The 21,065-nt window shown below is 73.5% G+C and carries 15 protein-coding genes; 8 read left to right on the top strand and 7 right to left on the bottom strand.

Going from position 1 to position 21,065, the window contains the following annotated elements; translation table 11 throughout:
- The first annotated feature begins 150 nt into the window (after positions 1–150).
- The 3 genes from acnA to D5H75_RS07065 all read left to right on the top strand — a co-directional run bounded on the left by acnA (position 151) and on the right by D5H75_RS07065 (position 4,662).
- Positions 151–2,976, top strand: coding sequence for an aconitate hydratase AcnA (gene acnA, locus D5H75_RS07075; RefSeq protein ID WP_202637904.1), 2,826 nt, complete (start codon positions 151–153; stop codon positions 2,974–2,976).
- 213 nt (positions 2,977–3,189) lie between these two features.
- On the top strand, positions 3,190–3,888 hold the full coding sequence (locus D5H75_RS43980; protein WP_119925521.1) for a DUF4190 domain-containing protein: 699 nt from the start codon (positions 3,190–3,192) through the stop codon (positions 3,886–3,888).
- 54 nt (positions 3,889–3,942) lie between these two features.
- On the top strand, positions 3,943–4,662 hold the full coding sequence (locus D5H75_RS07065; protein ID WP_119925520.1) for a sulfite exporter TauE/SafE family protein: 720 nt from the start codon (positions 3,943–3,945) through the stop codon (positions 4,660–4,662).
- A gap of 148 nt (positions 4,663–4,810) precedes the next feature.
- Here the strand turns inward: D5H75_RS07065 and D5H75_RS07060 are convergent, their stop codons facing one another.
- Complete coding sequence (locus D5H75_RS07060) at positions 4,811–5,548, bottom strand: neutral zinc metallopeptidase (RefSeq protein WP_202637903.1); 738 nt, start codon at positions 5,546–5,548, stop codon at positions 4,811–4,813.
- A gap of 246 nt (positions 5,549–5,794) precedes the next feature.
- Here D5H75_RS07060 and dxs point away from each other — a divergent pair, with 246 nt between their 5' ends.
- A complete protein-coding gene (gene dxs / locus D5H75_RS07055) occupies positions 5,795–7,687 on the top strand; it encodes a 1-deoxy-D-xylulose-5-phosphate synthase (protein WP_119925518.1) in 1,893 nt (630 codons plus the stop codon).
- A gap of 76 nt (positions 7,688–7,763) precedes the next feature.
- Positions 7,764–9,251, top strand: a complete 1,488-nt coding sequence (locus tag D5H75_RS07050; protein WP_119925517.1) for an amino acid permease — start codon at positions 7,764–7,766, stop codon at positions 9,249–9,251.
- Positions 9,252–9,273: 22 nt separating this feature from the next.
- Here D5H75_RS07050 and D5H75_RS07045 read toward each other — a convergent pair whose 3' ends face one another.
- Complete coding sequence (locus D5H75_RS07045; protein WP_119925516.1) at positions 9,274–11,313, bottom strand: CHAT domain-containing protein; 2,040 nt, start codon at positions 11,311–11,313, stop codon at positions 9,274–9,276.
- Position 11,314: 1 nt separating this feature from the next.
- The gene (locus D5H75_RS41315; protein WP_202637902.1) at positions 11,315–11,959 is read right to left on the bottom strand and encodes a hypothetical protein; all 645 of its coding nucleotides are present in this window, start codon (positions 11,957–11,959) and stop codon (positions 11,315–11,317) included.
- 256 nt (positions 11,960–12,215) lie between these two features.
- Here D5H75_RS41315 and D5H75_RS07035 point away from each other — a divergent pair, with 256 nt between their 5' ends.
- Together D5H75_RS07035 and D5H75_RS07030 are read left to right on the top strand one after the other, a co-directional pair.
- Complete coding sequence (locus D5H75_RS07035) at positions 12,216–13,415, top strand: thiolase family protein (protein WP_119925515.1); 1,200 nt, start codon at positions 12,216–12,218, stop codon at positions 13,413–13,415.
- 5 nt (positions 13,416–13,420) lie between these two features.
- On the top strand, positions 13,421–15,511 hold the full coding sequence (locus D5H75_RS07030) for a 3-hydroxyacyl-CoA dehydrogenase NAD-binding domain-containing protein (RefSeq protein WP_119925937.1): 2,091 nt from the start codon (positions 13,421–13,423) through the stop codon (positions 15,509–15,511).
- A 185-nt stretch (positions 15,512–15,696) separates the two neighbouring features.
- Here D5H75_RS07030 and D5H75_RS07025 read toward each other — a convergent pair whose 3' ends face one another.
- The 3 genes from D5H75_RS07025 to D5H75_RS07015 form a co-directional block, all read right to left on the bottom strand.
- Positions 15,697–16,359, bottom strand: coding sequence for a hypothetical protein (locus D5H75_RS07025; RefSeq protein WP_119925514.1), 663 nt, complete (start codon positions 16,357–16,359; stop codon positions 15,697–15,699).
- Positions 16,360–16,445: 86 nt separating this feature from the next.
- Positions 16,446–17,666 (bottom strand): ribonuclease D, encoded by a 1,221-nt coding sequence (locus D5H75_RS07020; RefSeq protein ID WP_242454031.1) that lies wholly within the window; start codon positions 17,664–17,666, stop codon positions 16,446–16,448.
- A 7-nt stretch (positions 17,667–17,673) separates the two neighbouring features.
- Positions 17,674–18,267, bottom strand: coding sequence for a DUF3000 domain-containing protein (locus tag D5H75_RS07015; protein WP_119925513.1), 594 nt, complete (start codon positions 18,265–18,267; stop codon positions 17,674–17,676).
- A gap of 425 nt (positions 18,268–18,692) precedes the next feature.
- Between D5H75_RS07015 and hemE the strand changes: the two genes are divergently transcribed.
- Positions 18,693–19,700 (top strand): uroporphyrinogen decarboxylase, encoded by a 1,008-nt coding sequence (hemE, locus tag D5H75_RS07010; protein WP_277949924.1) that lies wholly within the window; start codon positions 18,693–18,695, stop codon positions 19,698–19,700.
- Positions 19,701–19,870: 170 nt separating this feature from the next.
- On the opposite strand, the gene ligD is transcribed toward hemE, so the two are convergent.
- Positions 19,871–20,932, bottom strand: a complete 1,062-nt coding sequence (gene ligD / locus D5H75_RS07005) for a non-homologous end-joining DNA ligase (RefSeq protein ID WP_119925935.1) — start codon at positions 20,930–20,932, stop codon at positions 19,871–19,873.
- Between the last annotated feature and the right edge of the window lie 133 nt (positions 20,933–21,065).

Below are 21,065 nucleotides of genomic sequence, written 5' to 3'. Positions count from 1 at the left end.
CGGCGGTGGCGGGCCCGGGTCCCGTCCTGCTTCTACCGGCGGGTAACTTGATGTCGAGATACTTCCGAGTTATCTTGACGTCAAGATACCTGCCCCGGGGGCGCGGTTAGGTTTGCCTTACTGGTTCGCCTTGTCCGCCGGTGCGGCAGGATGCTTGTCAAAGGCCCACAACGTCCGCAGGGAGGCGAACCACCCGTGTCCGCGAACAGCTTCGGCAGCCGTGACACGCTGCGCGTCGGCGACGCGTCATATGAGATCTACCGGCTCGACCGCGTCGAGGGCGCGGCCCGCCTTCCCTACAGCCTGAAGATCCTCCTGGAGAACCTGCTCCGCACCGAGGACGGCGCGAACATCACCGCCGACCACATCCGGGCGCTGGGCGGCTGGGACCCCAAGGCGACCCCGAGCGTGGAGATCCAGTTCACCCCGGCGCGGGTGATCATGCAGGACTTCACCGGCGTGCCCTGCGTCGTCGACCTCGCCACCATGCGCGAGGCCGTGCGAGACCTGGGCGGCGACCCGTCCCGCATCAACCCGCTCGCCCCGGCCGAGCTGGTCATCGACCACTCGGTCATCGTCGACTTCTTCGGCGGCCGCGACTCGTTCGTGCGCAACGTCGAGCGGGAGTACGAACGCAACCGCGAGCGCTACCAGTTCCTGCGCTGGGGCCAGACCGCGTTCGACGAGTTCAAGGTCGTCCCGCCGGGCACCGGCATCGTGCACCAGGTCAACATCGAGCACCTGGCCCGCGTCGTCATGACCCGTGACGGCAAGGCCTACCCCGACACCTGCGTCGGCACCGACTCCCACACCACGATGGAGAACGGCCTGGGCGTGCTGGGCTGGGGCGTCGGCGGCATCGAGGCCGAGGCCGCCATGCTCGGCCAGCCGATCTCCATGCTGATCCCGCGCGTCGTCGGCTTCAAGCTGACCGGCGAGCTCCCGGCCGGCGCGACCGCGACCGACCTGGTGCTGGTCATCACCGAGATGCTGCGCAAGCACGGCGTCGTCGGCAAGTTCGTGGAGTTCTACGGCTCCGGCGTCAGCTCGGTGCCGCTGGCCAACCGCGCCACCATCGGCAACATGAGCCCCGAGTTCGGCTCCACCTGCGCGATCTTCCCGATCGACGAGGAGACCATCGCCTACCTGCGCCTCACCGGCCGCACCGAGGAGCAGCTCGCCCTCACCGAGGCGTACGCCAAGGCGCAGGGCCTGTGGCACGACCCGGCCGCCGAGCCCGACTACTCCGAGTACATCGAGCTGGACCTGTCCACGGTCGTCCCGTCGATCGCCGGGCCGAAGCGCCCGCAGGACCGCATCGAGCTGGCCTCGGCCAAGGAGTGCTGGCGCACCGCCGTCCGCGACTACGTCTCCGGCGACGAGGACCTGGGCATGGCCGACGAGGCCTCCGCCGAGTCCTTCCCCGCCTCGGACTCGCCCGCGGTCCCGCACTCCACCAGCGCCGACGAGCCGCACGAGAAGTCCGCGGCCCCGGCGTCCGGCCGCCCGCACAAGCGCGTCCCCGTCACGCTGGAGGACGGCACCACCTTCGAGCTGGACCACGGCGCGGTCGTGATCGCCGCGATCACCTCCTGCACCAACACGTCCAACCCGTACGTCATGATCGGCGCGGCCCTGCTCGCGAAGAAGGCCGTCGAGCGCGGCCTCTCCCGCAAGCCGTGGGTCAAGACCTCCCTCGCGCCGGGCAGCCAGGTCGTCACCGGCTACTACGACCGCGCCGGGCTCACGCCGTACCTCGAGAAGCTGGGCTTCAACCTGGTCGGCTACGGCTGCACCACCTGCATCGGCAACTCCGGCCCGCTCCCGGCGGAGATCTCGCAGGCGATCAACGACAACGACCTGGCCGTCACCGCGGTGCTCTCCGGCAACCGCAACTTCGAGGGCCGCATCAACCCAGACGTGAAGATGAACTACCTGGCCTCGCCGCCGCTGGTGGTCGCCTACGCGCTCGCGGGCTCGATGGACGTCGACCTGAACAACGAGCCGCTCGGCACCGACGCCCAGGGCGAGCCGGTCTACCTGCGCGACATCTGGCCGTCGCCGGAGGAGGTCTCGGAGGTCGTCAACGGCTCGATCGGCCAGGAGATGTTCCTGCGCGACTACGCCGACGTCTTCAAGGGCGACGAGCGCTGGCAGTCGCTGCCGATCCCGACCGGCGACACCTTCGAGTGGGACCCGTCCTCGACGTACGTCCGCAAGGCGCCGTACTTCGACGGCATGGGCACCGAGCCCTCCCCGGTCACCGACATCCACGGCGCGCGCGTCCTGGCCAAGCTGGGCGACTCGGTCACCACCGACCACATCTCCCCGGCCGGCTCGATCAAGGCCGACTCCCCGGCGGGCAAGTACCTCCGGGAGAACGGCGTCGAGGTCAAGGACTTCAACTCGTACGGCTCGCGCCGCGGCAACCACGAGGTGATGATCCGGGGCACCTTCGCCAACATCCGCCTGCGCAACCAGATCGCGCCGGGCACCGAGGGCGGCTTCACCCGGGACTTCACCCAGGACGGCGCCCCGGTCACCACGATCTACGACGCGTCGGTGAACTACGCGGCGGCCGGCACCCCGCTGGTGGTGCTCGCGGGCAAGGAGTACGGCTCCGGCTCCTCCCGTGACTGGGCGGCCAAGGGCACCGCGCTCCTGGGCGTGCGCGCCGTCATCGCCGAGTCCTACGAGCGCATCCACCGCTCCAACCTCATCGGCATGGGCGTGCTCCCGCTCCAGTTCCCGGAGGGCCAGAGCGCCGGGTCCCTCGGCCTGACCGGCGAGGAGACCTTCGACATCACCGGCATCGAGGCCCTGAACGACGGCACGGGCATCCCGTCCACCGTCAAGGTCAAGGCCGGCGACGTCGAGTTCGACGCGGTCGTCCGCATCGACACCCCCGGCGAGGCGGACTACTACCGCCACGGCGGCATCATGCAGTACGTCCTGCGCTCGCTCCTGCGCAAGTAGGCGAGCCGCGGACCCGAGCCCGGCCCCCGTCCGCGGGGGCCGGGCTCCGGCGCCTCCGGGGCGCCCCGCCGAGGACGCGGCGGCACCGGGGCCAGGGCGGGGATTCGTGGCCTGTCCGATATCTGGGGGGAAGGGCGGTTCATCTCCCCGGGAGGGCCGTTCTCTGTACGATGTGGCCCGCGACAGATCGAACTTTCCCCCAGGAGGACCCCCGTGACCGACCCGAACTGGCAGCCTCAGCCGGGCCCGCAGCACTCCGGCGGGTACGGGTACGGGCAACCCGGTCAGCCTGGGCAACCCGTCCCCCAGGACCAGCCCGGCTACGGTCAGGAGCTCCAGCCGTACGGCCAGCAGGGCTACGGCACGAACCCGGGCCAGGCCGGCTACGGCCAGGGCTACGGGACCGACCCCGGACAGGGGGGCTACGGCCAGCAGGGCTACGGCACGAACCCGGGCCAGGCCGGCTACGGCCAGGGCTACGGCACCGACCCCGGACAGGCGGGGTACGGCCAGCAGGGCTACGGCACCGACCCGGCGTACGGCGCCTACGGCCAGCAGGGGTACGGCCAGCAGGGCTACGAGCAGCAGGGCTACGGCCAGGCCGGGTACGGCCAGGCGTACGCGGCGCCGGGGTACCCGCAGCAGAACAAGACCAACGGCATGTCCATCGCCTCGCTCGTGCTGGGCATCGTCGGGATCTTCACCTGCGGCCTGACCAGCGTGGTCGGCGTCATCCTCGGGCACGTGGCGATGTCGCAGATCAAGCGCTCCGGCGAGGAGGGCCGCGGCATGGCGATCGCCGGCCTCGTCTGCTCCTACGTCGTGATCGGCATCTACGCCCTGATCTTCGCGATCTACGGCTTCGCGTTCCTGGCGTTCTTCACCACCGCCGCCTCGACCTCCGGAAGCTGACCGCCCGATCCCCGTGATCCCGGTGAGCCGCCGAGGAAGGTTGCGACTCCGGACATGTCTCCCACCGCGCTGCTCGTCGTCATCGGGGTCGCCGTGTTCCTCGGCGCGGTCGTGCAGGGCGCCGTGGGCTTCGGGATCGGGCTGGTCGGCACGCCCGTGGCGGCGCTGCTCGATCCCGGGCTCATGCCCGGCGCGATGCTGATCGTCGCCGCGGCCATGCCGGTGTTCTCGGTGGCCAGGGAGTGGCGTCACGTGGACCTGCGCGGACTCGGCTGGGCCCTGCTCGGCCGGGTGCCGGGCACGGCCGCCGGGGTCTGGATCGTCACCGTGGTGTCCCAGCGGGCCCTGGGCGCGATCGTGGGCGTCATGGTGCTGGCGGCCACCGCGCTCACCGCCCGGACGGTCTCCGTGCCCCGCAACCGGGTCACCCTCACGCTGGCGGGCCTGGTCTCCGGCGTCACCGCCACCGCCGCGGCCATCGGCGGCCCGCCCATCGCGCTGGTCTACCAGCGGGCCAGGGGACCGCAGATCCGCGCGACCCTGGGCGCGTTCTTCCTCGCGGGCGGCCTGTTCTCGCTGGCGTCCCTGGCCGCCGCCGGGAGCCTGCCCGGCCGCGCCGTCTTCGCGGGCCTGGTCCTGATCCCCTGCGTCGTGGCGGGCTTCATCGTCGCGGACCCGGTGCGCCGGTTCCTCGACGGCGGCCGCATCCGCGCCGCCGTGCTCGTCGTCGCCGCCGTCTCGGCGCTCTTCCTCATCGTCCGCAGCCTGGTCTGACGCCCGCACGGCCCCGGCGCCCGCGCGCCTCGCCCGCCTTGCCGCGCCTCACCAGGCCCCTGGACGCCGCGCCGGGCCCCCGGCACGTGTACCGCCCGCGCCGGGCGGGCGGCGCGGGCCGTACGACGACCAGGGGAGCCGGGAGGGGTCAGGCGGCGGGGGTGTTCGCCACGTGGGCCGCGGGGGCCTTGAAGGTGTTGCAGGCCGAGGGGGAGCCGGCGCGGTAGCCGCGGTCCATCCAGCGCGCGATGTTGGCGCCCTTGCCGTGGTCGCGGACGTCGCCGTTCTCGTCACCGGTGTGCCGCTGGTCGGCGAGCAGGGCGGACCAGTCGCCCGCGGAGAACGGCAGGGACGTGCGCACGCTGGAGAGGAAGGCCCCGGCCAGGCACTCGGCCTGGAGCTCGTAGCGGCGGGACCAGGCCAGCTCGGCCGACTTGGGCTTCTCGCGGTAGGTGTCCCACAGCCGCGCGACCTCCTGCACGTGGTGGCCGTACTCGTGGGCCAGCACCGAGGGCAGGAAGAGGCGGGAGGAGTCCAGGGCCCCGGAGTCCACGAGGACGTACAGCGTCCGGCTGTTCGAGCAGTAGATGCCCTGCGCCTCGCCCCACGAGCCGCAGGTGGTCTTGACCGGCTTCGTGATGATCTTCTGGCGCGGCGGCTTGAAGCGCAGGCCCGCGACCTTGAACTGCTTGGCCCAGGCGCGGTCCAGGCAGCCCCCCAGGGCCTTCAGCGCGCGCTTGGCGGACTCGGCGCCGCTGATCGGCTCGGCCTTGCAGCCGAGGGCGGGCAGCTTGCCGGTGCGGTAGAGGGGGCTCGACAGCGCCTGGCTCGCGGGGGCCTTGGCGCGCACCGTGGCGGTCGTGCCGGCAGCGGCCGGCGAGGTCATGACAAGAGGTGTGGACAGCCCTAACGCGCACAAAAGCGCAAGGAAACCACGGTTTCTCCACGAGATCGACATAATGCTGCGCAACTTTAGTGGGGTGGCCACCCGTTGTGGAAGAAGGGCGGTTGGGCCGAGCAAGAGCGCGGCAAACTAAACTCAGGCAGTCCGATTGTCAGCGGGGCAAGGAGATCAGCAGTGACTGAGCGCAGCGAGCGAACGGGCGGGCGGGACGGCCGGAGTCCGGGAGCGTTGCTCGCGTCCTTGCGGGGCCCCGGGGACCTCAAGCGCCTCGACCCCGCGCAGCTTCCCCAACTCGCCGCCGAGATCCGCGACCTGCTGGTCGCCTCCGTGGCCCGCACCGGCGGCCACCTCGGCCCCAACCTCGGCGTCGTCGAGCTGACGATCGCCATGCACCGCGTCTTCGACTCGCCGCGCGACCGCCTCCTGTGGGACACCGGCCACCAGGCGTACGTCCACAAGATGCTGACCGGCCGCGCCGACCGCTTCGACGGCCTGCGCCAGGAGGGCGGCCTGTCCGGCTACCCGAGCCAGGCCGAGTCCGAGCACGACATCATCGAGAACTCCCACGCCTCCACCGCCCTGTCCTACGCCGACGGCCTGGCCAAGGCGTACCACCTGCGCGGGGACACCGACCGGCACGTGGTCGCGGTGATCGGCGACGGCGCGCTGACCGGCGGCATGGCCTGGGAGGCGCTGAACAACATCGCCGCGCACAAGGACCTGCGGCTCACCATCGTCGTCAACGACAACGGCCGCTCCTACTCGCCGACGATCGGCGGCCTGGCGACCCACCTGGCCTCGCTGCGCATGACGCAGAACTACGAGCAGGCCCTGGAGTACGTCAAGCGCAAGCTGTCCAACACCCCGGTCGTGGGCGTGCCGCTCTACGAGACGCTGCACGGGCTCAAGAAGGGCATCAAGGACATCCTCGCGCCGCAGGCCATGTTCGAGGACCTCGGCCTGAAGTACGTCGGCCCGATCGACGGCCACGACGAGCAGGCCGTGGAGAAGGCCCTGCGCAAGGCCCGCGACTTCGGCGGCCCCGCGATCGTGCACGTGCTCACCCGCAAGGGCCAGGGCTACGCCCCCGCCGAGAACCACGACGAGGACTGCTTCCACAGCCCCGGCGCCTTCGACCCGCTGACGGGCGAGGAGCGGCCCAAGCCGCACGGCTGGACCGGCGTCTTCAGCGACGAGCTGGTGAAGGTGGGCCGCGAGCGCGAGGACGTCGTGGCGATCACCGCCGCGATGCTGCACCCCACGGGGCTCGCGCCGTTCGCCGCGGCCTTCCCCGACCGCTGCTACGACGTCGGCATCGCCGAGCAGCACGCGCTCACCTCCGCCGCCGGGCTCGCACTGGGCGGGCTGCACCCGGTGGTCGCCGTCTACGCCACCTTCCTCAACCGCGCCTTCGACCAGCTCCTCATGGACGTGGCGCTGCACAAGTTGCCGGTGACCGTCGTGCTCGACCGCGCCGGCGTCACCGGCGACGACGGCGCCAGCCACAACGGCATGTGGGACATGTCCATCCTGCAGGTCGTGCCCGGCCTGCGCCTGGCCGCCCCGCGCGACGCCGTACGGCTGCGCGAGCTGCTGCGCGAGGCCGTCGCGGTGGACGACGGGCCCACGGTGGTGCGGTTCCCCAAGGGCGCGCTCCCGCCGGAGATCGAGGCCACCGGCAGGCTCGGGCGGATGGACGTCCTGCGCCGCGAGGGCGACAAGGACGTGCTGCTGGTCGCCGCGGGGCCGATGGCGCACATCGCGCTGGAGGCCGCCGACCTGCTCACCGCGCACGGCATCGGCGTCACCGTCGTGGACCCGCGCTGGGTCAAGCCGCTGGACCCGGCCCTGGTCGCCGCCGCCGGCGAGCACCGCCTGGTGGCCGTGGCCGAGGACAACGGCCGCGCCGGGGGCGTCGGCGACGCGGTGGCCCGGCTGCTGCGCGACGCCGACCTGGACGTGCCGGTGCGCACGTTCGGCATCCCGCAGCGGTTCCTCGACCACGCCAAGCGGCCGAAGATCCTCGCCGAGATCGGCCTGACCGGCCAGGACCTCGCTCGGGCGATCACCGAGGCCGTGACCAAGCGCACCCCGGCCCTGGAGCCCACGCCCGCCGAGTGACCGCCGGGCGCGCGCTCGCCGACGAGGCCGGGTGATCGGGTGTGATCACCCGGCCCCGGTGGGTAACGGCTACTGCATGAGCCTGTTCCGCACGAAGCCGGTCGAGCAGTCGATCCGCGACACCGAGGAACCCGAGCACCGCCTCCGCAAGGACCTGAGCGGCCTCGACCTGACGGTGTTCGGGATCGGCGTCATCATCGGGACCGGCATCTTCGTGCTGACCGGCCGGGTGGCCCGCGACTACGCCGGGCCCGCCGTCGGCGTCTCCTTCGTCGTCGCCGCGATCGTCTGCGGGCTGGCCGCCCTCTGTTACGCCGAGTTCGCCTCGACGGTGCCGGTGGCCGGATCGGCCTACACCTTCTCCTTCGCCACGCTCGGCGAGCTCCCGGCCTGGATCATCGGCTGGGACCTGATGCTGGAGATGGCCCTGGCCTCGGCCGTGGTCGCCGTGGGCTGGTCGGGGTACTTCGCCTCCCTGATGGCGTCCCTGGGGGCGCCGCTGCCGCCCGAGCTGGCCGGGGAGGACGCCGCGTTCAACATCCCCGCCGTCGTCCTCGTGCTGCTGCTCACCGCGATCCTGGTGGCCGGGATCAAGCTGTCGTCGCGGTTCAACCTGGTCATCGTGATCATCAAGGTCGCCGTGGTGCTGCTGGTGATCGTGGCCGGGCTGTTCTTCGTCAAGGCCCAGAACTACACGCCGTTCATCCCCGAGCCCCGGCAGCTCCCGCCGGGCTCGGGCCTGCAGGCGCCGCTGATCCAGGTGCTCTTCGGCGTCACGCCCGTCGCCTTCGGGGTGTTCGGGATCTTCAGCGCGGCCGCGATCGTCTTCTTCGCCTACATCGGCTTCGACATCGTGGCCACCGCCGCCGAGGAGACGCGCGACCCCCAGCGCGACCTGCCGGTGGGCATCATCGGCTCCCTGGTCGTCTGCACGCTGCTGTACGTCGCGGTGTCCCTCGTGGTCGTGGGCATGATGCCGTACGACACGCTCAACCCGGACGCGCCGCTGGCCGAGGCCTTCCGCGCCGTGGGACAGCCCTGGCTGGCCTCGGTGATCAGCCTGGGCGCGATCTTCGGGCTGATCACCGTGACGATGATCCTCATCCTCGGGCAGAGCCGGGTGTTCTTCGCGATGAGCCGCGACAACCTCCTGCCCGAGTCCCTGGCGCGCGTCAGCCCCCGCTTCGGCACCCCGGCCCGCGCCACGGTGATCATCGGGGTGGTGGTGGCGCTCCTGGCCGGGCTCATCCCGCTGTCCGCGCTGGCCGAGCTGGTCAACATCGGCACGCTGTTCGCGTTCGTGGTCGTCTCGGCGGGGGTGCTCATCCTGCGCCGCACCCGCCCGGACCTGCCGCGCGCCTTCCGCACCCCGCTGGTGCCGCTCGTGCCGGTCCTGTCCATCCTGGCCTGCCTCTACCTGATGCTGAACCTGCCCGTGGAGACCTGGCTGCGCTTCCTGGCCTGGATGGTCCTGGGCATGGCCGTCTACTTCCTGTACGGCCACCGGCACAGCCGCATGAACCGCCCCACCCCCCAGACCGAGCCGCCGCTCCCCACCGGCTGACCCCGCCCGCGAGGGCCGGGGGTCACTCGAAGCGGAGGCGCAGGGTCATGTCGGACAGCGCGGCCGACCGGGCCGGGGGGAAGCGCAGGACCACGGTCCGCAGGACGCCCAGCGTGTCCACGTGGGCGTACACCCGGCCCTCGTCGCCGCCGGGCAGCCGCACCCGGCGGTAGCGGCCGGCCGGCAGGTTCCCGATCCGCGCCGTGCCCTCCTCGACGAGCGCCGCCGACGGGGACAGACCCTCGGCGGAGCGGTCCAGGACGCGGCGGAGCGCGTACCCGACCCGCGCGGGCGTCGGCGGCGTGGCCAGCACGGTCACGCGCACGGCGAGCTCCTCCCGGCCGTCGGCCGAGCGGATGCGGACCTCGCCCGGCGCGGCGGCGGCGAGCTTCCACGCGGGCGGGCGGCAGGTCCGGAACCCGCCGATCGGGTCGTGGTACGGCGTGAGCGCGGGCCCCTCCGGCCGCGTGGTCGTGTCGGAGGCGACGCGGCGTTCCCCGGCGTACAGGTCGACCCGGTACTGGCCGCGCACGGGGCAGTTCCAGTCGAAGAAGTGCTTGCCGGCCCGGCCGTCCCACGCCTCGAACGCGCTGACCTGGTGCAGCTCCAGCCAGTCGGCCCCCTCGTCGGCCCGGTGGTAGACCAGCCAGGCCAGCCGCGCGTTCCGCGGCAGCCCGGCCGCGGTCATGCGCGCCTCGACGCTGGAGCCGTACGCCGTCACCTGGAAGCCGGTCACGGACGGGTTCCCCGGCGGCGTCCCGGCGGGCGCGCGGCTGTCGGCCTCGGCCCGGACCAGGCGGCCCTGCAGGCGGCGGACCAGCGCGATCCGCTCGGGGGACTGCCTGGCGAGCGTGTCGAGCGTGGTGCGGGCCGAGGCGTACAGCTCCAGCCGCTCCTCGGCGCGGTGGCGCCCGGCGATCAGCCGGGTCAGCCGGTCGAACACCCTGGCCGCCTCGGCCTCCCGGCCCTGCCCGGCGACCGCGAGCAGCAGGTTGATCCACGGGATCGGCGGCGCGGGGTTGAGCTCGATCGCCCGCCGGGCGTGGTCCTCGGCCCGCGCGTAGTCCTCCAGGTGGAAGTAGTTCCCGCTCTGGTTGGTCAGCGTCAGGTAGTCGCCGCCGCCCAGCTCGATGGCCCGCTCCAGGTCCGCGATCGCGGCGCGGCGGCTCGCGGGCCGGGCGGTGCTGAACACGAAGGAGGACTGGGCGCGGTCGGGGCTGTCCACCAGGATGCGCGCCTGCGCCCGTCGCTGGTAGGCCGCCGCGTAGTCGGCGCGGGCCCGCAGCGCGGCGTCGTACTCCCGCAGCGCCGTCTCGAAGTCGCGCAGCGAGTAGGCCCGGTCGCCGCGGGCCAGCGCCGAGATGGCGCGCTCGGGGGTGCGGGGGACGGGCATGGCGAGCACGGCGAAGGTCCCCAGCAGGCAGAGCCCGGTGATCGCGGCGGCCGGCCGGACGAGGTGGCGGCGGACCCCGGGGGCGACGGTCAGCGACAGGCCCAGCAGCGCGAGCGCGACGGCCAGCAGCGTGATCCCGGCGATGTACAGGTCGCTCTTGTCGCCCCAGGCCGCGGCGGTCTCCTGCGCCGCCTGCTGCCGGAGCGTGCCGGCGTGCGGGCCGGCGAACAGGTCGGCCGACAGCGTCTCGACCGGCCCGGCCGGCCCGGCCGCCCGGCCGTTCCGATCCGCCCGCGTCAGCGGGGACACGTCGGCCAGCCGCCGGTAGGCCCGGTCCCAGGCTTTGGCCCGCTCCCGGTCCTCGGCCACGCCGAGCAGCAGCTCCCGCGTGGCGGCCTGGTCGCGGCGGCGGCCCACCGTGAACGCCTCGGCGTGGTTGTCCAGGTTCTCCTGGAACGTCACCGACGCGGCGTTCTGCCGCGCCATCGCCGTGATCGCCGCCCGCTGGGCCTCGCGCGCGCCGATCTCCTCGTTTGCCGAGGACGCCGCGGCGGCGTACCCCAGCAGGCCGCCGAACAGCGCGATCAGGCTGACGGCCAGCGCGACCCGGCGTTTGTGCGGCGACTCGACCTCGTCCACCTCGGGCACGGCCAGCTCCGGCCCGGGCACGTCACGCCCCCTGCCACAGGAACGCCTGCCACACCACGGTGGCCGCGATCAGCGCGTACGAGGCCGCCGCGACGACCAGTAGCGGCCCGCGCAGCCGTACGTGGGCCATCCGGGTCACGGTGAGCACGACCAGCACCACCAGCAGGGCGACCGCGGCCATGGCCAGGCGGGTGGAGCGGGCGTGCTCGGCGTCGGCGCGGGCGGCGGTCCGCGCGGGCTGGTCGGCGGCGGGGGAGTAGGCGTCGGCCGACTGGCGCAGCGCCTCGGCCAGCTCGCCGTACCGGAGCCGGGACTCCGCGCCGTCCCAGGCGACGTAGGGGCCCAGATAGCCGACGCGGGACTCGGCGGCGTACTCCAGGGCCAGGCGGCGCAGCCCGGCGGCCCGGCCGGGGTCTTCGGCGGCCTCCGCGTCGGCCTCGGCCGCCAGGGAGCGGTACCGGCCCAGGCGGCGGCCCTCGCCGCGCACCTGGGCGTCGGTCTTGGTGCGCTCGGCCTCCACCTGGACGGTCTGCACGACCGCCAGCCGGTCGGTCTCCACGGCCTCCGCGGCGGCCATGACGGACAGGAACGTGACGAGGGCGCTGGTCACGGTCACCACCGCCATGGCGGCGGCGACCGGAAGCTCATAGGGCCCCGCGGCGGCCATAGACACATTAGGGACCGGCGCGGCGTTCCCGGCAAGAGAGGACTCCATCGCCTGTGACCGGCCCCGGAACCCGGGCCGGGCGGCCTGACACGCGTGATGACAGGCTCGCCTGCCTGGTCGTGGTGCTCGTGTCGTTCCCGAGTCCGGCGGGCACGGCGCCGGGCGCGGCCCGCGCGAGCGCCGAGGGTGCGCACGCCAGTAGTTACCGACCAGTAGCATTCGTTGGTGGAGGCTACCCACCAACGAGGAGCAGACCGTGCCACGACAAGCACGTGACGTCGTATTCGTCGACGGTGTGCGCACGCCGTTCGGCAAGTCGGGCCCCAAGGGCCTGTACGCCGAGACGCGCGCCGACGACCTGGTCATCCGGGTCATCAGGGAACTGATGCGGCGGAACCCCAACCTGCCGCCCGAGCGGGTGGACGAGGTGGCCATCGCGGCCACCACCCAGATCGGCGACCAGGGCCTGACGATCGGCCGCAGCGCCGCCGTGCTGGCCGGGCTGCCCAAGTCGGTGCCGGGCTTCGCCATCGACCGCATGTGCGCGGGCGCGATGACCGCCGTCACCTCGGTGGCCGGCGGCATCTCCTTCGGCGCCTACGACGTGGCGATCGCCGGGGGCGTGGAGCACATGGGCCGCCACCCGATGGGCGAGGGCGTGGACCCCAACCCCCGGTTCCTGGCCGAGAAGCTGGTGGACACGAGCGCCCTGGTCATGGGCATGACCGCCGAGAACCTGCACGACCGGTACCCGGCGATCACCAAGGAGCGCGCCGACGCCTACGCCGTCGCCTCCCAGGAGAAGGTCGCCAAGGCGTACGCCGACGGCAAGATCCAGCCGGACCTGGTCCCGATGGCCGCCCGCAAGGCCGCCGAGGGCTGGGGCCTGGCCACCGTGGACGAGGCCCCGCGCCCCGGCACCACGCTGGAGGGCCTGGCCGGCCTGAAGACCCCGTTCCGCCCGCACGGCCGCGTCACCGCCGGCAACGCCTCGGGCATCAACGACGGCGCGACCGGCTGCATCGTGGCCGCCGCCGACGTCGCCGGGGAGCTGGGCCTGCCGGTCCGGATGCGCCTGGTGTCGTACGCCTTCGCGGGCGTGGACCCCGAGGTGATGGGCGTCGGCCCGATCCCCTCCACCGAGCGCGCGCTGCGCCAGGCCGGGCTGTCGATCTCCGACATCGGCCTCTTCGAGATCAACGAGGCCTTCGCCGTCCAGGTGCTCGCCTTCCTCGACCACTTCGGCCTGGCCGACGACGACCCCCGGGTCAACCCGTACGGCGGCGCCATCGCCTTCGGGCACCCGCTGGCCTCCTCCGGCGTGCGCCTGATGACCCAGCTCGCCCGCCACTTCGAGGAGCACCCCGAGGTCCGCTACGGCCTGACCACGATGTGCGTCGGCATGGGCATGGGCGGCACGGTCATCTGGGAGAACCCCCACTGGGAGGGCAAGTGAGCAACATGGACACCTGGCGCTCCCTGCTGCTGGAGCGGGAGAGCGACGAGGTCGTGACCAGCGCCCTCGTACGCGACGTGGAGCTGCCGCACGGCGCGGGCACGATGGCCCTCATCACGCTCGACAACGGCTTCGACCACACCAAGCCCAACACCTTCGGGCCCAAGGGCCTGCTCTCGCTGAACGAGGCGCTCGACGCGATCGCGGCCCGGTCGGACCTCGCGGCCGTCGGCCTCGTCGGCAAGCCGTTCATCTTCGCGGTGGGCGCCGACCTCAAGCAGATCGGGACCGTGACCTCCCGCGAGGAGGCCGAGGCGATCGCCGCCTTCGGCCACGCGGTGTTCAAGCGGTTCCGCGAGCTGGGCGTGCCCTCGTTCGCGTTCGTCAACGGCGCGGCGATGGGCGGCGGCCTGGAGATCGCGCTGCACTGCGACTACCGGACGATCTCCTCCGGGGTGCCCGCGCTGTCGCTGCCGGAGTGCTTCCTCGGCCTGGTCCCGGGCTGGGGCGGCACGCAGCTCCTGCCGAAGCTGGTCGGGCCGGAGAAGGCGATCAAGCTGATCGTCGAGAACCCGCTCAACCAGAACCGCATGATCAAGGGCCCGCAGGCGTTCGAGCTGGGCGTCGCCGACGCGATGTTCGAGCCCGCCGACTTCCTGGAGGAGTCGCTGCGCTGGGCCGCCCGCGTGCTCACCGGTGACGTCACCGTCGAGCGCGAGCCGTACGCCGGGGACTGGGACGCGGCCGTGGCCGCCGCGCGCGGCCTGGTGGACCTGAAGCTGCGGGGCGCCTCGCCCGCGCCGTACAAGGCCCTGGACCTGATCGCGCTCGCGAAGACCGCGTCGCTGGACGAGGGCTTCGCCGCCGAGGACCGGGCGCTCGCCGACCTGATCATGTCGGACCCGCTCCGGGCCGGGGTGTACTCCTTCGACCTGGTGCAGCGCCGGGCCAAGCGGCCGGTCGGCGCGCCGGACAAGTCCCTCGCGCGCAAGGTCACCAAGGTCGGCGTCGTGGGCGCGGGCCTGATGGCCTCCCAGCTCGCCCTGCTCTTCGCGCGCCGCCTCCAGGTGCCCGTCGTCATGACCGACCTGGACCAGTCCCGGCTGGACAAGGGCGTGGCGTACGTCGCCGCCGAGGTGGACAAGCTGCTGGCCAAGGGCCGGATCTCGGCCGACGAGGCCAACCGGCTCAAGGCCCTGGTGACCGGCTCGCTGACCAAGGACGCCTTCGCCGACGCCGACTTCGTCATCGAGGCGGTCTTCGAGGAGATGTCGGTCAAGCAGCAGGTGTTCGCCGAGGTCGAGGAGGTCGTCTCGGCCGAGTGCGTGCTCGCCACCAACACCTCCTCGCTGTCCATCACCGAGATGGCGGCCAAGCTGCGGCACCCCGAGCGGGTCGTGGGCTTCCACTTCTTCAACCCGGTCGCGGTCCTGCCGCTCCTGGAGGTCATCCGGGGCGAGAAGACCTCGGACGAGACGCTGGCCACGGCGTTCGCCGTCGGCAAGTCGCTGAAGAAGTCCTCCGTCCTGGTCGCCGACGCCCCCGCGTTCGTGGTCAACCGGATCCTCACCCGCTTCATGGGCGAGGTCGCCAAGGCCGTGGACGAGGGCACCCCGATCGAGGTCGCCGACCACGCGATGGACGAGCTGGGCCTGCCCATGTCGCCCTTCGTGCTGCTCCAGCTCGTCGGCCCGGCCGTCGCGCTGCACGTCGCCGAGACCCTGCACGCCGCCTTCCCCGAGCGCTTCTACGTCTCGGAGAACCTCGGCAAGCTCGTCGCGGCGGGCAAGTCCGGCTTCTACGGCCCGGACTTCCAGATCGACCCGGAGGTCCGCGAGATCTTCTCCGGCGGGACGAACCCGTCCACGGCCGACGAGGTGCGCGGCCGGGTCCTCGCGGCCCTGGCCGACGAGATCCGCCGCATGCTCGACGAGGGCGTCGTCGCCGAGGCGCAGGACATCGACCTGTGCATGATCCTCGGCGCGGGCTGGCCGTTCCACCTGGGCGGCATCACCCCGTACCTCGACCGCACCGGCGTCGCCGAGCAGGCCACCGGCGCCCGCTTCCTGCCCAAGGGCGTCGCCTCCCTCCCGTAGCGCGCCCGCGCCGTGACCCGGGGCCGGCCCCGCCACCAGGCGGGACCGGCCCCGCTCCCTTCCCGGCCGGCGCCCGCGTCGGCCTCGGCGCCCGTGTCAGAGCCGGAGCCGGCCCCTCTCGGACCCGGCCCCTCTCAGGCCCGGCCCTCGGGCCCGGCCCCTCGGACCCGGCCCTCAGACCGGCCTCAGCGACGGCGGGCGAGGCGCGGGCGGAGGCGTACGGCCGCGCCGGCGAGGACCAGGAGCGCCAGGGCGGCGATCCCGGCGACGGCGTACGGCGTGAGGCCCGCCCCTCCGGCGGACGCCCTGGCCGGGCCCGGGGCGGCGGCGGGGGCGCCCGCGGGCGGCACGCCGTACCCGACGAAGCGGCCCTCGCGGTCGAGCGGCGGGCGGATGACGTCCCACTCGTCGCGCCAGAAGTCGCTCCTCGGGATCCGCCCGGGGTCGTTGAACCGCATCGCGCCGGGCACGGTCAGCGTGCCGACCTCGAACGGCTCGAACGGGCCCTGGATCCCCTCGACCCGCCAGACGCCGCGGGGCACCGCGATCGCGGCCGCGTAGTGCGCCTTCTCCCGCAGCGCGAGGCCCGCGAACTCCAGCCGCCGCCCCTGCGGCCCGGTCAGCCGCAACGCGGTCCGCATGTCGGCCTCCGGCCCGGAGTAGGGGTGGTCGCCGTGCTGGAGCACCCAGTACCCGATGGTGTACCCCCGGTCCGGCTGGAACCGGGCGGGCAGCGGGTCCAGATACGTGACCGCCCAGTTGCCCGCCCCCGCCCGGGCGGGCGCGCCCGCGAGAGCCGAGACCAGCAGGACCCCGGCCACGAGCACGACGCGCGTGAATCGGTTCATGACGACCTCCCGCCCTGCCTACACCGCCCCCGCCCGGGAGGTTCCCGATCGGCGCCGGGAGCCGCCGGGCGGGCGGCGTGCGGGAGTCAGGCCTCGCCCTTGGCCTCCAGCCTGGACAGGGCCTTGGCGATCGGGTGGGCGGTCAGGGCGATCTGCCACTCGCGGGCGCCGAGGGAGCGGAGGCGGTCCGCGACCGACAGGTCGGTCACCGGGTCCGGGGGCTCCCAGGTGAGGCGGCGGACCGCGTCGGGCTGGAGCAGGTTCTCCGTGGGCATGCGGTGCTCGTCGGCGAGCGCGGCGACGGCCGTGCGGGCGGCCGACAGGCGGCGCGCGGCGGCCGGGTCGCGGTCGGCCCAGCGGTTGGCCGGGGGCGGGCCCTCGCCCGGACCGGCCGACTGGGGCAGCACCGACTCCGGCAGCGTCCGGGCCCGGTTGATCGCCGAGAGCCAGGACTGGAGGTGGCGCCGGGCCACCCGCCCGGTGAACGGCGTGATCGCGGTCAGCGACTTGGCCCCGCGCGGCATCTCCATCGCGGCCGTCACGATCGCCGAGTCCGGCAGCACCCGGCCCGGGGCCAGGTCCACCTCACGGGCGATCTGGTCGCGCAGCGTCCACAGCTCCCGCACCACGGCCAGCGCCCGGCGGTTGCGCACCCGGTGGATGCCGGAGGTGCGCCGCCACGGGTCGCTGCGCGGCGGGGCGGGGACGGCGTTGAGCACGGCGGCGAACTCCTCGACCGCCCACTCCAGCTTGCCCTCCTCGGCGAGCTGCTCGGCCAGCAGGTCGCGCAGCTCGATCAGCACCTCGACGTCGAGGGCGGCGTAGCGCAGCCAGTCCTCGGGCAGCGGGCGCGTGGACCAGTCGGCGGCCGAGTGGCCCTTCTCCAGCCGCAGCCCGAGCAGGTTCTCGACCATCGTGCCCAGCCCCACGCGCTCGTAGCCGAGCAGCCGGCCGGCCAGCTCGGTGTCGAACAGCAGCCGCGGCCGGAACCCGACCTCGGCCAGGCACGGCAGGTCCTGGTTGGCGGCGTGCAGCACGACCTCCGCGTCGGCCAGCGCCGCGTCCAGGTCGGACAGGTCCGGGCAGGCGATCGGGTCGATCAGCGCCGTGCCCGAGCCCGCCCGGCGGAGCTGCACCAGGTAGGCGCGCCCGCTGTAGCGGTAGCCGGAGGCGCGCTCGGCGTCCACGGCGACCGGGCCGTGGCCCGCCGCGAAGGCGCGCACGACGGCGTCCAGGCCCCGCTGCGTGGCGGTGACCGGCGGAATCCCTTCGCGCGGTTCGAGGAGGGGGATGGCCTCGGGCCGCACGGTGTGCTCAGCGTCCGTGACGCCCCCCGCGGTCGGGCCCCCCGCCCAGGGGGGTGACGCCGTCGGGCACCGGCGGCATGCCGGCGGCCATGCACATCAGGTCGCACCAGGCGGAGACGTGCGCGGCCAGCTCCTCGTCCGCGGGGGACCAGGAGGCGCGCAGCTCCAGCTCGGTCGTGGGGGGATCGCCGCTCTTGTCGCCGAAGCCCTCGGAGACGGCACGCGTCACCGTGCCGCCGGCCGCGCTGAACGCGGCGCCGTTGCCGTCGAGCGACTCGGTGAGCCAGCTCCACACGACGGGGCCGAGCAGCGGGTCCTCGGTGATCTCCGGCTCCATGTCGGCGCGGACGTACGCGACCAGGCGGAACGCGCCGTCCCAGCCGCGCTGCCCGTCCGGGTCGTAGAGCACGATCAACCGTCCCACCGCCAAGTCCACGTCATCACGGTAGACGGTGGCGGCGAGCGCCGCCGCATAGGGGGCCAGGCGCTGGGGGGCGGGGATGTCCTCCAGCTCGACCTCGGGGCGGATCCGCGCCTCGCGCAGGCTCGCGACCGCGCGCTCGAATACGGCGGGCGGGCGGGGTGTGTCACCGAGGGTCATGTGCGAAGGGTAGGTCGTCGGAGCGGATGAGGGACGTTCGGGCTCGCCGGAGGGCCGGGATCCCGTGATGGCGGGAGAACCAGGAGAGGGGGTCATGGAGGCCGATCAGGCGACCGCCGGCTCGTGGCGCCCGGAGGGGCGCCCAGTCCGCCCGAACACGCGATCCTCGCCGGCGGCGGCGCGGGGCCGGCTTCGACGCGGGGGAGAGAGGTTCATCTCGGGCTTGCCTTTCGTCGTGTTCGTGATCCGACGTTGACACGTCAGGGCGGCATTTGGGGGGAGCCCGCGCGGCGTGTCCGAAAGTTGTTTGTCTCAATTCGGGCGCGACGCCGGGCGGCCGCGGGCACCCCGGACCGGCGACCGGGGCGAGGGGACCTTGTGGGACGATCGAGGGTGTGACATCTGAGCTCGCCGACTCTCCGTTCCTGCGCGCCTGCCAGCGCCAGGCCGTGCCGTACACCCCCGTCTGGTACATGCGCCAGGCGGGCCGCTCGCTGCCCGAATACCGCGCCGTCCGCGAGGGCGTGCCGATGCTCACGGCCTGCACGCGGCCGGACATGGTCGTGGAGATCACGATGCAGCCGGTGCGGCGCTACTCCGTGGACGCCGCGATCTTCTTCAGCGACATCGTGGTGCCGCTGCGCGCGATCGGCGTGGACCTGGACATCAAGCCCGGGGTGGGCCCGGTGGTGGCCGCCCCGATCCGCGACGCCGCCGACGTGCGCCGGCTGCGCCCGATCGAGCCCGGCGACGTGCCGTACATCACCGAGGCCATCGGCGCGCTGGTCAAGGAGCTGGGGGCGACGCCGCTGATCGGTTTCGCGGGCGGGCCGTTCACGCTCGCGTCCTACCTGATCGAGGGCGGGCCGTCGAAGAACCACGAGCGCACCAAGGCCATGATGTACGGCGAGCCCGAGCTGTGGAACTCGCTCATGGACCGGCTCACCGACATCACCCTGGAGTGGCTGCGCATCCAGGTCGGGGCGGGCGCGTCGGCGATCCAGCTCTTCGACTCCTGGGTCGGCGCCGTCGCGCCCGAGGACTACCGGACATACGTCCTGCCGCACAGCCGCCGCGTCTTCGAGGGCCTGGCCGACCTGGACGTGCCGCGCATCCACTTCGGCGTGGGCACCGGCGAGCTGCTGCGCCTCATGGGCGAGGCGGGCGCCGACGTGGTGGGCGTGGACTGGCGCGTGTCCCTCGACGAGGCCGCCCGGCGCGTGGACCCGGGCAAGGCCCTGCAGGGCAACCTCGACCCGGCCGTGCTGTTCGCCCCCTGGGAGGTCGTCGAGCGCCGCGCCCGCGACGTGCTCGCCCGGGGCCGCACCGCCGAGGGCCACGTCTTCAACCTCGGCCACGGCGTGCTCCCCAACACCGACCCGGACCAGCTCACCCGCCTGACCGAGTTCGTCCACGAGCACTCCGCCCGCTGACGCCGGGCTCGCCTCTCCCGCCCGCCGCACGGCCTCCCCGCGACGCCGTACGGCGGGCGGGGGCGTTCCCGGGGGCGGTGCGAGGCCGTCCGGGACGGTGCGGGGGCGGTGCGAGGCCGTCCGGGCGGTGCGCGGGCCATGCGGGGCGGTGGGGCGGCCGTGCGGGGGCTCTAGGTGTCGTCGCGGGCCTTGCTGGGCTGGACGCGCTTGGGCTCGCCGGGCATCTTGGGGTAGTCCGGGGGATAGGGGAGGTCGCCCAGGCGCTCGTCGCGCTCGTCGCGCTCGGCCCACTCCAGCAGGAGCTCGATCGAGTGGCGGGGGCCCTCGGCCACGCCCGCGTGCAGGTCGCCCAGCTCGGCGAAGCGCGCGGGGACCGTGGCCACGGTGAAGTCCTCGGGGCTGACGTCGTCGATCTCGTCCCAGCGCAGGGGCGTGGAGACGGGGGCGTTCGGGCGCGGGCGCACGGAGTAGGCGGAGGCGATGGTGCGGTCCCTGGCCATCTGGTTGTAGTCGATGAAGATCTTCTCGCCGCGCTCCTCCTTCCACCACTTGATCGTCACCTGGTCCGGCATGCGCCGCTCCATCTCCCGGCCCAGGGCGATCAGCGCGCGGCGGGCCTGGGTGAAGTCCCAGCGGGGCTCGATCGGCACGTAGACGTGGAGCCCGCGCCCGCCCGAGGTCTTGGGGTACCCCTGGAAGCCCAGCTCGTCCAGCAGCCCGCGCAGCACGTGCGCCACCCGGACGGCGTCGGCGAAGCCGGTCCCCGGCTGCGGGTCCAGGTCGATGCGGAGCTGGTCGGGGTGGTCCACGTCGGGGCGGCTCACCGGCCACGGGTGGAAGGTCAGCGTGCCCAGGTTCGCCGCCCACGCGACCACCGCCAGCTCGGTCGGGGCCACCTCGTCGGCGTGGCGCCCGCTGGGGAACGCGATCCGCGCCGTCTCGACGTACTCGGGCGCGCCCTTGGGGATCCGCTTCTGGTAGAAGGCGTCGCCCCGGTTGTCCTGGCGCGTGGAGAGCTTCGCCCCCTCGAACACCCCGCCGGGCCACCGTTCGAGCGTGGTCGGCCGCTCCCGCAGCGCGCCGAGGATCCCGTCCCCGACGGCCAGGAAGTACCGCACGACGTCGAGCTTCGTCAGCGCGCGGCCGGGGAAGTCGGGGAAGTAGGGCTTGTCGGGGTTGCTCACCCGGACCGAGCGCCCCCCGACCTCGATCTCGATGTACGGCGATGCCATGATCCCCACGCTACCCGCGGCGGCGGCCGTACGAACACCGCGAATCGCCAGGGAGCGGGCGGCGGGCGCGGCGGGCATGAGGGGGTCCGTCCCGGGGCTGCCCGGCGGCGGGACCAGGCGCCCGCGCGGGACG

The organism is Bailinhaonella thermotolerans, from assembly GCF_003594875.1.
Classification (GTDB): Bacteria; Actinomycetota; Actinomycetes; order Streptosporangiales; family Streptosporangiaceae; genus Bailinhaonella; species Bailinhaonella thermotolerans.
The sequence above is the reverse complement of the archived record's forward strand: the minus strand, read 5'-3'. Positions and strand labels throughout refer to the sequence as shown.

Bases quoted from the DNA above. Each gene is read 5' to 3' on its own strand.
- acnA (WP_202637904.1), top strand. From the start codon at position 151: ATGCTTGTCAAAGGCCCACAACGTCCGCAGGGAGGCGAACCACCCGTG.
- D5H75_RS07065 (WP_119925520.1), top strand. From the start codon at position 3,943: ATGTCTCCCACCGCGCTGCTCGTCGTCATCGGGGTCGCCGTGTTCCTC.
- D5H75_RS07060 (WP_202637903.1), bottom strand. From the start codon at position 5,548: ATGACCTCGCCGGCCGCTGCCGGCACGACCGCCACGGTGCGCGCCAAG.
- D5H75_RS07050 (WP_119925517.1), top strand. From the start codon at position 7,764: ATGAGCCTGTTCCGCACGAAGCCGGTCGAGCAGTCGATCCGCGACACC.
- D5H75_RS41315 (WP_202637902.1), bottom strand. From the start codon at position 11,959: ATGGCCGCCGCGGGGCCCTATGAGCTTCCGGTCGCCGCCGCCATGGCG.
- D5H75_RS07030 (WP_119925937.1), top strand. From the start codon at position 13,421: ATGGACACCTGGCGCTCCCTGCTGCTGGAGCGGGAGAGCGACGAGGTC.
- D5H75_RS07025 (WP_119925514.1), bottom strand. From the start codon at position 16,359: ATGAACCGATTCACGCGCGTCGTGCTCGTGGCCGGGGTCCTGCTGGTC.
- D5H75_RS07015 (WP_119925513.1), bottom strand. From the start codon at position 18,267: ATGACCCTCGGTGACACACCCCGCCCGCCCGCCGTATTCGAGCGCGCG.
- ligD (WP_119925935.1), bottom strand. From the start codon at position 20,932: ATGGCATCGCCGTACATCGAGATCGAGGTCGGGGGGCGCTCGGTCCGG.